We start from the raw sequence: 12,322 nt of genomic DNA, 5'->3' as shown, positions 1-12,322 counted from the left end.
CCAGATTGTGGTGAAAAAACCCTTTATAATCTTAAATATTCGTTTGCGCCAATTTCAGAAAATGGGGATGCTCTCCGAGGGCATTGGCTATTTTGTACTCCTCGGAGTGGGGCTGGTGATGGCCCTAGTAGTCACGCTGCTTGTCAGGGCAGAGACCAAGTGGCTTGGGACCAGAAAGACCTTCGAGTGGTTCTATACCGCGGGCAGAAACGTCAAGACGGGCCTGATAGCCTCGTCGGTGGTGTCCGCGTGGACGTGGGCCGCCACCCTGTTGCAGTCGTCCACCGTCGCCTATCAATTCGGCATCAGCGGCCCGTTCTGGTACGCGGCGGGGGCAAGCATACAGGTAGTGCTGTTTGCCATACTTGCGATAGAGCTAAAGAGAAAGGTGCCAATGTCGCACACTTTTCCAGAGGTCATCTACGCCCGCTTTGGGAGGCACGCGCACAAGGTCTTTTTGTCGTTTGCATTGATGACAAACACGATAGTCACGGCGATGCTGGTCCTCGGGGGCGCGGCCGTTGTAAACTCGCTCACGGGCGTCAACATCTACGTCGCGGCTTTTCTGATACCAGTCGGCGTCATAATCTACACGCTTTTTGGCGGGTTAAAGGCGACGTTTTTTGCCGACTATCTGAACACGGCGTTCATCTTTGCAGTCATCCTGATATTCGTGACTGCAATCTACTTTGCAACCCCGCACGTAGGCGGGATTTCCGGTATGTTTGACAAGCTGGCCGCAGCGGCAGCGCTAAAGCCGGTGGAGGGAAACGCCGGAGGCGCATACCTGACTATGGCGTCGGCCGGCGCGCTCGTGTTTGGCATCATCAACATTGTTGGTAATTTCGGCACCGTGTTTGTGGACCAGGCGTACTGGCAGCGCGCGATTGCGGCAAGGCCGAGATCCGCCGTCAAGGGCTTTTTGATAGGCGGCCTTGCGTGGTTTGCCATCCCCTTTACGCTTGCCACCACGCTTGGACTCGGCGCAGTGGCAGTCGGAGTCTCGCTCACCCCGGAGCAGATAGGCATGGGCCTCGTGGCGCCGGCGGCAGCATCGCAGCTCCTTGGCGACGTGGGCGCGATACTCTTGCTCACGATGCTTTTCACCGCCGTGACTTCTGCCGGCTCGGCCGAGCTTGTCGCCGTGTCGTCGCTTGTCACGTACGACATCTACAGGACGTACGCCAAGCCCTCGTCTTCCGGCAGGGAGCTGATGCGCGTCTCCCGCCTCGTGATACTCTGTTTTGGAATCGGCATGGGCATACTTGCGTCGATGCTCCTAGTAATCGGCGCAAGCCTCCAGTACGTGTATCTGGCAATGGGCATCCTGATAGGCTCGGCAGTCGCCCCCATCACCATAGCGGTGGTGTGGAAAAAGGCAAACAAGGTCGCGGCAACTGCGGCTGCAATCGTCGGCCTTGCGTGCGGCATCGGCGCGTGGCTTGCCACCGCAAACACGCTGTACGGGGAGATAACCATCGCCACCACAGGCCAGAACACGCCTCTTTTGATAGGCAACGTTACCGCGATATCAGTTGGCGCGCTCGTGTCCATCGCGGGAAGCCTGCTTAGGCCAGAGAATTTCAACTTTGAGGTGATGAAGCAGAGGATACTCGTAGTCGACGACAGGGTCCGGTCGATGATAGAGCACGACATGGACGAAAAGTTCCTGAAAGGAGCGGCCCGGTTCAGCTACAAGTACGCCATCGCGCTCACCCTGATACTCGTAGTGGTTTGGCCGCTGCCACTGTATTTTTCAGGTTATATCTTTTCGTCGCTTGTGTACCACATCTGGATAGGCATGGCAGTCGCCTGGGCCGCCGGCGCCGCGGCGGTAGTGATATTCTTGCCTTTCATTGAAGCAAGAAGGGGGATTGCAGAGGTGCTGCGCAGGATCGCGACGCTTTCCCTCTCCAGCCCGGAGACAGACCGGCGCAAAGAGTACGAAGGCGACGCGAAAAGAGTGCACGACGATTACGAAGCCCGCAAGATCCTAGTCGCTATCGACGGCTCCAAGGAATCGCTGCGCGCGTTGACGTACGCCAGCTACCTTTTTGACGAGGACACCCCGGCCAAGATATTTCTCCTCAACGTCATCGAGTGGACAGATGACGAAGAAGGCGAGGAGGGCTCGCCCGACGAAAAGCTGGCTCAAGAAATGGAGGAAGAAGGAAGGAGGATGTTGAGGAGCGTCATGATACCCAAAAAGAGTGGCAGGTACGAGCGGGTAGTCAAGCTGGGCGACCCAGGAGCCAAGATAGCCGAGACTGCCGAGAAACTGAACGTCGACATGATAGTGATGGGCAGAAAGGGCCTTGGCGGGAGCCATGCCGACACCGGCCACGTGGCAAGCAAGGTGCTAAGGCTGGCAGGCAAGCCCGTGGTGCTGCTATAGGCCAATTAGCCGACATCGGCTAAAATTTGTTTTTGCAGGTTTTTCCTGCAAGTATATACACTCTGGTGCTTTTGTTTGGCATCATACGGGCAATACTGCGAGTGTGGTCATCAGCTGTACGTGCGCATACCACGCGGCAGGCACGGCAGCGTGTACTCAATTATAAATACAACATCATCAGCAATTTGTAATTGAAATGATGCTTGCACCACGGGAAATAGACAAGTTGTACATTTTCATGGCAGCCGAAGTGGCGCGCAAAAGGCGCGCAAGAGGGTTAAAACTGAACTACACCGAGGCTGTCGCGCTCATTTCCGACCACATCGTAGAGGGAGCGCGTGACGGCAGGTCCGTGTCAGAGCTGATGAGCTCCGGCAAGGGCGTGCTTTCAAGGAGCGACGTCCTCCCCGGTGTGCCAGAGCTTGTCAAGCAGGTGCAGGTCGAAGCGACTTTTGAGGACGGCACGAAACTCGTGACCGTTCACAACCCCATAGCGTGAGTGCAGGATGATACCGGGCGAATATTTCATTTCGGACAGGCCAGTGGCGGCAAACGTAGGTCGGAAAACCACAAAAGTCAGGGTGAGCAACACGGGCAACAGGCCGGTGCAGGTCGGCTCGCACACGCACTTTTTCGAGGTGAACAAGGCGCTCTCGTTCCCGCGGGAAAAGGCGTACGGGTTCCACCTGAACATTCCGGCAGGCACGTCGCTTCGCTTTGAGCCCGGCGACACGCGAGAGGTGGAGCTGGTAGAGTACGGCGGCGGAAAAACGGTGTACGGGTTTTCCGGCCTTGTGAACGGCAAATTGTCGGCAAAAAAGAGGCAGGCATTAGCAAAGGCAAAAGCTAGGGGGTTTTCCGGCGCTTGACGCTTGAAATTCCGCGCAGGCAGTACGTCGACCTCTATGGACCGACCAAGGGCGACAGGGTGAGGCTTGCCGACACCGACCTTATAATCGAGGTTGAAAAAGACCTGCTTGTCCCCGGCGACGAACTGGTATTTGGTGGCGGAAAAAGCGTCCGGGACGGTGCGGGCCAGGCAAGCGGAGTGACGAGCAGAGAAGCGCTCGACCTCGTGATAACAAACGCGGTGGTGATGGACCCCGTGCTTGGCATCATCAAGGCAGACATCGGGATAAAAAACGGCAGGATTGCAGGGATTGGCAAGGCCGGAAACCCGGACGTCATGGACAGAGTAGACATGATAGTCTCTTCTGCCACAGAGGTCATCGCCGGCGAGCACACGATATGCACGCCCGGCACGATTGACACGCACATCCATTTCATCTCGCCCCAGCAGGCGATCGAGGCGATATGCGCAGGCACTACCACGATGATAGGAGGTGGCACGGGGCCGGCGGACGGCACGAACGCGACCACGTGCACGCCGGGGCCATGGAACATACGCAGGATGCTGGAGGCCCTTGACGAGCTCCCGCTGAACTTTGGCCTCCTTGCCAAGGGAAACGACTCGCGCGAGCCGGCCCTCATCGAGCAGATTGCGGCAGGCGCCTGCGGGTTGAAACTGCACGAGGACTGGGGCTCCACTCCGGCAACGATAGATGCTGCGCTCAGAGTCGCCGACAAAACCGACACGCAAGTCGCCATACACACTGACACGCTCAACGAATGCGGCTTTGTCGACGACACGATTGAAGCTATAGCTGGGCGCACAATCCACACGTACCACACGGAGGGAGCAGGTGGCGGGCACGCGCCTGACATTTTAAAGATAGCCAGCGAGGGCAACATTCTGCCGTCGTCAACCAACCCGACGAGGCCGTTTACAGTAAACACGCTTGAGGAGCACCTCGACATGATGATGGTCTGCCACCACCTGAGCCCGTCCATCCCGGAGGACGTGGCGTTTGCCGAGTCTAGGATACGCGCAGAGACCATAGCTGCAGAGGACGTGCTGCACGACATTGGCGCCCTTTCCATGTACTCGTCAGACAGCCAGGCGATGGGAAGGGTTGGAGAAGTGACCACGAGGGCGTGGCAGACTGCAGACAAGATGAAAAAGGCGGCCGGCCGACTAAAAGACGAAAAGGGCGACAACGACAACCTGCGCGCCAAGAGGTACCTGGCAAAACTGACGATAAACCCGGCAATCACGCACGGCATCTCCAGCTACGTCGGCTCGCTTGAAAAGGGCAAGATAGCAGACATTGTAGTCTGGACGCCGCAGTTCTTTGGCGTCAAGCCCAAGATGGTGCTAAAGGGAGGGTTCATTGCTTACTCGCTCATGGGAGACCCCAATGCGTCGATACCGACTCCCGAGCCGGTGTACTACAGGCCGATGTTCGGGTCGATGGGCTCGGCAAGGTATTCAACGTCGTTCACGTTCACGTCGAAACTGGCAATAAAAAACGGCGTCGGCAAAAAGCTGGGACTAAAGAAAAAGATGCTGCCCGTGAAAAACTGCCGCAATATCGGCAAGCAGAACATGCTGTACAACGACCTTGCGCCAGAGATAAGCGTCGACCCGGAGACGTACGAGGTAAGGGTGAACGGCAAGGTGGCGACAAGCGAGCCTGCAAGGAGCCTCTCGATGGCGAGGCTGTACAACCTATTTTAGAGTTCGGCAGCCGAATGTAAATATTTATATATTTAGTAAGTAGATAAAAAAGCCATGACTCCTGTAAGGAACCAAAAAGACGTCGAAAAAGCAGCCAGCCGTGCCATCGAGGCCCTCTATGGGCCGGATGTCAAGGACCTGAAGATAAGGGTGCTATTGCCGTTCCCAAACGAGCATAAACAGGAGGGCTGGGACGCAAACGTGACTTTCCTGTCAAAAGGCAAGCAGTACACGGTCGACCTCCTGATAAACCAGGACGACGGCCAGATAACAAATGCAAGGCTCATCGACACGATGACGCCCCTCTAAACTTTTTTGTGCGGTTATCGCCGGTTTGCTTCCACGCCTATATTGAATGTCCCAAGGTAGCCCTGCCCGTCTTTTGTCAGGTTCAGCATCAGGCGAGACCCCGCGTTGCTTTGCAGCATGCCGTCGGTGGAAGGCCCGGCGTAGATAGAATCCTGTGCGTTTTTGAGCGGGCGGGGCCCGTGGCTGCTGTACGGCGGCTGCGACTCTACCTTGTCTGAAACAGAATCGTCAAGGTAGAACTGCGACGTCCACTCGAAGGTCTTTTCTGCCCCTTCAAAGGTGCGGACCTTGACGTGTATATGCAGGGCCCTGCCCTCGTACCAGCCGGGATACACCGTGGTGAACGTGGCCGTGCCGTTGTTGTCAGTAAGCTGGTATCCCCGAAGGAACTTTTCCCCTCCTGTGCCGATGCCTGAAATGTCGGAATAAAGGCCAAGGGCGTTTGTCTGCCAAATGTCCACTTGCGCGTTGCGCAAGGGGAGGCAGGATCCACCGCCGTCGACATCGTAGACGTGGATGGCAAGGCGCAGAGGGACTCCCTGCTGGACCGAACCGTCAGACGGATCTGGCCTGATGTCAGAGCGTTCCAGCTTTTCGTCTACAAAGTACGGGCCCTCTATCTGCTGCGGCGTGTCTTCGACCTCGATCAGCGAGGGGGTGAGGGTGCACGTCTGAATAGCGGCGGATTGAGAGACGTCCGGCTTGCCGGGAGCCGGCCCCGCTGGACGGCCCATGGACATGGGCACGAACGAGCCGGCCAGCACTATTGCCGCAACAATCCCGACTAGGGCCAGGACTTGCCTATTGCTTTTCTTCTTTTCAGTTGCGGCCTTGACCGGCTTGCTGCTTTCGTACACAAGGATTGCAGCCAAGAGCCCAATAAAGGCCGCCTGGGCAGCTTCGATAGCTATTGCAACCGAGTTGACAGGGCCGCCTCTTCCGGTTATTGGATTTGCAGGCATTCGGGTTACGACCCAGATTGCAATGAATACCAGCGTCCCGGCGATGCCAACATAGTACCACGGCCTACCCCACCTTCTTACCACAGGTATTATCCAAAACACCTGCGCGATCCCTCCCACGATGAACAATATGCCGGTGCCGGCGTTGAACCCAAGGCTGCTCGGGCCAAGCGTGAGGTGCAGTATGCCAGCTAGTGCAATGGCTGCAGCGGCCGCATAATACAGCGCACCAGAATAATAGGATGCACTTTTCAATTTACGATTCTACCCAGAGAGATATTTCAGGATACGCTGCAGCAGTATAATAATAATCGTTATCAGGCCGCATGTTTACTAAAGAGATTGGGAAACCCTAAGTTTAATATAGAAAAGTTGCGAGAGCTCTTCCATATTGGACGCACGAAACATCGGCCTGCGCAACATCGAGGTCGCCGACACCAAAATCTGTTCCATCGACGGTGAGAATGGGAAGCTCATCTACCGCGGATTTGACATACTCGACCTCGTAAACCATTCTACTTTTGAAGAGACCTCTTACCTCCTGCTTTTTGGCGAACTTCCAAATCCGGAGCAGCTTGCAGACTTTGGCCGCAGGCTGCGCGAGGCGCGCGGAATCCCCGAGCCCATGATAAAAAACATGAAGAACAGGCCCAAGAGGGCGCAGCCCATGGACGTCTTGCAATCGTGCGTCGCAGAGCTTGCGGAATACGACCTCAATATTGACGACTTTTCAAAAGAGGCGCACACAAGGCGCGCGATTACGCTCATTGCAAAAATTCCCTCTATCGTCGCGGCGTGGAACCGCGTCAGGACAGGCCAGCATGTGGTCGACCCGATGGAAGAAGGCTCCCACGCTGCCAATTTTCTCTACATGCTGAGGGGAGTTGAGCCATCGCCCCAGGAGGCCAAGGTGATGGACATCTGCTTTATCCTGCACGCAGAGCACAGCTTTAATGCCTCTACCTTTGCGGCGCGCGAGATATCGTCTACCCGTGCCAGCATGTACGCGGCGGTAAGCGGCGCGGTGGGCGCGCTGTCCGGCGAACTGCACGGCGGCGCAAACGTGCAGGTCATGAAGATGCTCATGGAGATAGGCGACCCGGCAAACGTGGAAAAATGGGTTGCAAACCGCCTTTCGTCCGGCGGCAGGATAATGGGCATGGGCCACGCAGTATACCGCACTACCGACCCCCGCGCGGACATTTTGTCGAGGCTCTCAAAGGAGATATCCAAGGAAAAGAACAACAAGTGGTTCGAGATAACCGAGCGCGCAGAGAAGGCGACAAAGAAATGGATGCTGGAGCACAAGGGCCAGGCGATATACCCAAACGTCGACCTCTACAGTGCCTCGATATACTACAGCATGGGAATCCCGATGGACCTCAACACGCCGATATTTGCGATATCCAGGATATCAGGCTGGGCAGCGCACATCATCGAGGAAAAGTTTGCAGAAGCGGCGCCAAAACCGGCTCTTTACAGGCCAAAAGCAGTCTATATCGGCCGGTACTGCGGCCCCATGGGCTGCGAGTACATCCCGCTTTCCGAGCGCAAGCAAGAGCAACAGGTCGCCTAGCTAACTGGCTTCGGACCTTGCCTTCATCCACTCTTTTGCCCTGCGCTCTGCCATGTGCTTTTTCAGGATGAGCAGAGCCATCTCGTAGAACGTGACGCCGTTCTTCCTCGACTGCATGTCTATCCATTTCAGGCCCTCGGCAAGCTCGGGGTCTCCCTCGGCGCTGACCACGAGGTCGTCCACGACTTTGATAAAGTTCTCGTCGTCGGCTTCGCTTGCCATCATATCCTGTTGTGCAATCGCAGGATAGCGTTTTGACGCCGCAGTTCAAGCGGTATTGACACACTGCACATATTATGTTGACAAATTGAAAAGGCAAATAATCAGAGGAAACGTTTGTAGAATATCGAAAATCATGCTTGATTTTGAAAAATTCGCATCGCGCCTTCAAATACTTAAATAGGCCCCCGGTTTGATTTGTATGTCAAATGGTTTCTGGGATTGAGGCGAGGAGCCCATCGGAGGCTCTTGCTAATTGAGAATCAAGTTTGGTTTTACTCAGGGTCTCAACGTTGCAAGGCTTGGCCTTGACGAGACCCAGATCCTCACGGCGGCACAGATGGCAGACAGGTTGGACTATGACTCGGTGTGGGCTATGGACCACTCGAACGTCCCGCAGTGGAAGAATGCGGTGGTGAACGACGCGTGGCTCATGCTTGCGGCAATCGGCGCAGTCACGAAAAACGTCGAGCTTGGGACGTGCGTCACGGATGCGATACGCAGGCACCCGTCCGCGATAGCATTGTCCACCATCACGCTTGACAGGATAACAAACGGCAGGGGCGTGCTCGGAATCGGCGCCGGCGAGGCCCAGAACGTCGTCGACTTTGGAATCGAGTTTTCCAAGCCTGTGACAAAGTTCAAGGAGCAGCTTGAGGTCATCGAGAAGCTCTTCGAGTCCGACCCGGACAACCGCGTCAACTACGAGGGCCAGTACTACAAGCTCGTAAACGCCTGCCTGCAGGCGGCAAGCGTCAGAAAGCCCAGGCCCCCAGTATACATTGCGGCAGGCGCGCCAAAGACTTTGGAGCTGTGCGCCACGTACGGCGACGGCTGGATACCGATTGGCTACACTCCGGAACTGTTCAAGGCTCATGCAAACATCATCAAGGAGCACGCAAAGAGGCTCGACCGCGACCTCTCTGGCTTCCAGTTTGCAAACGATGTCGACATTTACTTCTCTGAAGATGGAGAAGAAGCGTGGAACAAGATGAAGAACGCGGTGAAGGTCAGCCTCTACAAGCCGGAACTGCTAAAGGTGCACAACATCCCCCAGTCGTCCGAGTTTGACTTCCGCAAGTATTTCACGGAATACACGATGGACAAGCCGGAATTGATGGAGGCGATGAAGAAGGCAGCGTTGCAGATCCCAGACAGCGTCGCCCGCACCGCCATAGGCGTCGGCTCTCCTGACGACGTGATAGAGATGCTGGAGCGCTTTATCAAGGCAGGCACGAACCACTTTATCATCCGGTTCTGGGGAGACGGCTACTTCAAGAACATCGAGATGTTCGGCAAGAAGGTCATCCCCTACTTCCGCGACCAGCAGAAAAAGTAATCAAGAAAAAGAGTCGAGCGATACTGTCGCTCCTCTTTTCGTTTTCTTTCCTTCTTTTTCCTTCTTTTTATTTTCCACGGATTCCGCGTCAAAGCCCATCTTTTTCAAGGATTCTGCAAACTCTTCCGCAAAGCCGTGGAAGGTGTAGACCTTGTCAGGGGCGCACGCCTTGACTGCCTCTACAAGCTCGAAATAGTCGCAGTGGTCGCTCATGGGAAACGCATAGTCAAGGCCCATCCTGTAGCGGTAGCCGGCGTCAAGGGCCCACCCGGAAAAACCGACAGTGACTGCGCCGTACTTGCGCTTCATCTCCTGCACAAAGGCGCTCCTGCCGGACATTAGCGGGGCGACCATTATCCACGGCTTGTTCTTTGACAAAAGGCCGCGCTCTTCTGCCTCGGTGTGCGACATTGCGTTTTTCAGGTCGATTCCAAGGTCAAGGTACACAGAGTTCATCTTGGCAACCGAGTCGTGGACGTATACTGGGTCCCAGTGGCCAAACAATTTCGTCAAGAGCTGCGCCTTTCCTAGCGCGTAGCCCATCAGGATGACTGGGATTCCCATGTCGTACATTTCAGAGATTACCTTGTTTGTCCGGTGGGTGACGTCTTGTACAGCAGGGAATTTGTAGCCGGGCCGGCCAAACGTCGACTCGATTATCAGCGTGCTTGCGTGTGGCATCTTTGCCGGCTTCATGAACGCACGCTCGCGGATTGAAAGGTCGCCCGTGTAATAGACGTCGTTGTCGCCTATCAAGAGCCCCCGCGAGCCAAGGATGTGGCCCGTGTCGACAAGCGTAAAGCCGTCGTGCGCCTCCTCTCCCTCGATGTTGTAGCCTCTCGCCTCTGCAAGAAGAGATGTTTCTTTTGATACTATGAGGCGGGACTTGCTGCCCTTGCCCTTTCTGTGCATGTGGTCGATGTGGGCGTGGGAGACAAACGCATAGTCGCAATCTGAAGAGCGCGACGGGTCAAGCGCTATCGTAGTGCCGTCCTTTTGGCGTACAGCTATCCCTGATTTTTCATGAAATACTGACGACGGCATCCCGAGCTGTCATGCCTAGAGTAAATTGCTATTTTAACATTTAGCCAGAGAGAGACGGCTCCAGTAAAAAAAGCCGGCCAGCGTTAGCGAGTTTGCTGGCCATATCAAAAAAAAGTCACGGCGCGCTGGTTTCCCGGGTTTGGCACAGTATTCGTCAACTGGCAATCCTACTTTTTCTTTTTGCTGATGTCGCAGAGCATGTCCGAATGGATGTTCAGTCCGATGTTGGTCATGTTGTAGAAATGTTCGCTTGCAACAAGCCAGACTATTTCGCAGATCTCGCGTTCGGAATAATACTTGGCCATGCGTGCAAAGGTGTCTGGGTTGACCGTCTTGTTCCTTGTAAGTTCCGTCACATAGTCCAGCGCCGCGCGCTCTGCATCGGTAAAGAGCGTGCTTGAGCGGTATTGCTCCAGCGCGTCGAACTTGGCCTGATTCATCGACGCTTTGATTGTGAATGCGCGGCCGATGTCCATGCAGAATGAGCAGACGTTCATGTTCGACACGTGCTGCTGGACGAGAAAGGCAGTTTCCATTGGCAGCGTCAGCTTTTCAGACAGCTCGCCAATTTTTGCGGTGAACTGCCCGAATTCAGGCGGCATCCGCGCGTTGAAAACCTTCACAGGTGTAAGCACCTTGCCAAATTGCCGGGACGCCGCCTCATAAGCCTGCTTCATTATAGGGTCCTGTGGCTCTTCGATGGGAGAAAGGAACGGAGACGAAGATGCTGCCGTTATTTGTTGCTGCGGTCTTCTTTGTGTTTCTTTCATATGCAAGAAGAACTGTACGAACTGCAGCATTTATCCTCAGGGGAAGCGGCACTCCAAGTTTCGGACATCTTTATAGCAATCTTGATGTGTAGTAAGCGCAAAGACACATCATATGGAAAGGCTGACGCTTGACAAGACTGATCTCGACATTCTCGCCATTCTGGGCAGGGATTGCAGGACTTCCTACAACAGCATGGGTTCGCAGATTGGCTTGACGTCAAAGAGCGTAAAGGCGAGGGTCAAGAACATGGTGCGTAACGGAGTCATTGAAAAGTTTGTGGTCCGGGTCAACCCTGCGGCTTTTGGCTGCAAGACGGCCCACATACTGGCAAGGACAAACAACGGGATAACCAAAGATGACGTCGTCCAGCGCTTTAAGCAGTTTGGAGACCTTGCCTACCACATACACCAGATGGGGAGAAATTCCGGGGCCGGCCTTGTCATCAACGACGAGTCATGGAATCACAGCGCCATCCAGTCGCTCAAGGACTGCCTGAGACCTGCAACCGTGAGCAACATAGCTGTCACTCACGTACCCGTATCCATTGAGCCGAGCGAAACGGACCTGAGAATAATAAAGTGCCTGCTGCAATCAGGCGCCAGGATAGAGATATCCGAGATTGCAAAAGAACTCGGCATTTCAGAGAAAACCGCGACGAGGCGCCTTGACAGGATGAAGGAGGAACGATTACTGGATTTCACCCTCCAGTGCGATCCGGCTGCCATGATAGGGTACGTCCAGTTTTGCATCATAATGTTTGTCGCAAAATCCCATTATCGCAGCGTCTATGAGCGCATGTACTCGGAATTCCAGGAGAGCATCCTGTACCGTCCCAGCGTGATTGATCCCGATGATCGGCTAATATTCGTGCTCTTTGGCGAAAACGCCGTCAAAGTAGACTTGGTCTTGGCCAAGATTGACTCTTTTGAAGGGGTCAAGACGGCAGACGCGTTCATAGTCACCAAGTTGCAATACTATGACGACTGGATAATACGGGAAATTGACAAAAGGTTGGCGGGATCATCGTCGTTGCCACCGCTTTCGCGCAAACCGACAAGAGAAGTCGACGCCTTGAAGGTATAAAAACATACAGCGCCCTCTACTTTTTTTTACAAAGTCGCTAGAGACG

General features: G+C 55.0%; 12 protein-coding genes. 8 read left to right on the top strand and 4 right to left on the bottom strand.

Annotation, left to right across the window (positions count from 1 at the left end):
- The first annotated feature begins 61 nt into the window (after window positions 1-61).
- The 5 genes from ACYOR7_RS01240 to ACYOR7_RS01220 all read left to right on the top strand — a co-directional run bounded on the left by ACYOR7_RS01240 (window position 62) and on the right by ACYOR7_RS01220 (window position 5,282).
- Window positions 62-2,395: a sodium:solute symporter family transporter gene (locus ACYOR7_RS01240; protein ID WP_479912894.1), complete on the top strand. Its 2,334-nt coding sequence runs from the start codon at window positions 62-64 to the stop codon at window positions 2,393-2,395.
- Between the two features lie 196 nt (window positions 2,396-2,591).
- Window positions 2,592-2,894, top strand: a complete 303-nt coding sequence (locus ACYOR7_RS01235) for an urease subunit gamma (protein ID WP_294805026.1) — start codon at window positions 2,592-2,594, stop codon at window positions 2,892-2,894.
- A 7-nt stretch (window positions 2,895-2,901) separates the two neighbouring features.
- Complete coding sequence (locus ACYOR7_RS01230; RefSeq protein WP_294805024.1) at window positions 2,902-3,264, top strand: urease subunit beta; 363 nt, start codon at window positions 2,902-2,904, stop codon at window positions 3,262-3,264.
- Window positions 3,261-4,973, top strand: coding sequence for an urease subunit alpha (ureC, locus tag ACYOR7_RS01225; RefSeq protein WP_479912893.1), 1,713 nt, complete (start codon window positions 3,261-3,263; stop codon window positions 4,971-4,973). Before ACYOR7_RS01230 ends, ureC begins: the two co-directional genes overlap by 4 nt.
- Window positions 4,974-5,027: 54 nt before the next feature.
- Window positions 5,028-5,282: a hypothetical protein gene (locus tag ACYOR7_RS01220; RefSeq protein WP_294805020.1), complete on the top strand. Its 255-nt coding sequence runs from the start codon at window positions 5,028-5,030 to the stop codon at window positions 5,280-5,282.
- Between the two features lie 14 nt (window positions 5,283-5,296).
- Here the strand turns inward: ACYOR7_RS01220 and ACYOR7_RS01215 are convergent, their stop codons facing one another.
- On the bottom strand, window positions 5,297-6,499 hold the full coding sequence (locus ACYOR7_RS01215; protein ID WP_479912892.1) for a DUF7475 family protein: 1,203 nt from the start codon (window positions 6,497-6,499) through the stop codon (window positions 5,297-5,299).
- A gap of 136 nt (window positions 6,500-6,635) precedes the next feature.
- Between ACYOR7_RS01215 and ACYOR7_RS01210 the strand changes: the two genes are divergently transcribed.
- Window positions 6,636-7,820, top strand: a complete 1,185-nt coding sequence (locus ACYOR7_RS01210; RefSeq protein WP_479912891.1) for a citrate/2-methylcitrate synthase — start codon at window positions 6,636-6,638, stop codon at window positions 7,818-7,820.
- On the opposite strand, the gene ACYOR7_RS01205 is transcribed toward ACYOR7_RS01210, so the two are convergent.
- Window positions 7,821-8,045, bottom strand: coding sequence for a hypothetical protein (locus tag ACYOR7_RS01205; protein ID WP_294805014.1), 225 nt, complete (start codon window positions 8,043-8,045; stop codon window positions 7,821-7,823).
- A gap of 250 nt (window positions 8,046-8,295) precedes the next feature.
- Between ACYOR7_RS01205 and ACYOR7_RS01200 the strand changes: the two genes are divergently transcribed.
- Complete coding sequence (locus ACYOR7_RS01200) at window positions 8,296-9,378, top strand: LLM class flavin-dependent oxidoreductase (RefSeq protein WP_294805013.1); 1,083 nt, start codon at window positions 8,296-8,298, stop codon at window positions 9,376-9,378.
- Here ACYOR7_RS01200 and ACYOR7_RS01195 read toward each other — a convergent pair whose 3' ends face one another.
- Both ACYOR7_RS01195 and ACYOR7_RS01190 read right to left on the bottom strand, forming a co-directional pair.
- The gene (locus tag ACYOR7_RS01195) at window positions 9,379-10,422 is read right to left on the bottom strand and encodes an exonuclease (RefSeq protein WP_479912890.1); all 1,044 of its coding nucleotides are present in this window, start codon (window positions 10,420-10,422) and stop codon (window positions 9,379-9,381) included.
- Between the two features lie 167 nt (window positions 10,423-10,589).
- Complete coding sequence (locus tag ACYOR7_RS01190) at window positions 10,590-11,192, bottom strand: carboxymuconolactone decarboxylase family protein (RefSeq protein ID WP_479912889.1); 603 nt, start codon at window positions 11,190-11,192, stop codon at window positions 10,590-10,592.
- A gap of 112 nt (window positions 11,193-11,304) precedes the next feature.
- On the opposite strand from ACYOR7_RS01190, the gene ACYOR7_RS01185 reads away from it, so the two are divergent.
- Complete coding sequence (locus ACYOR7_RS01185) at window positions 11,305-12,276, top strand: Lrp/AsnC family transcriptional regulator (protein WP_294805007.1); 972 nt, start codon at window positions 11,305-11,307, stop codon at window positions 12,274-12,276.
- Window positions 12,277-12,322: the final 46 nt, after the last annotated feature.

The sequence above is a fragment of the Candidatus Nitrososphaera sp. 86-2 genome (genome assembly GCF_056726185.1).
The sequence above is the reverse complement of the archived record's forward strand: the minus strand, read 5'-3'. Positions and strand labels throughout refer to the sequence as shown.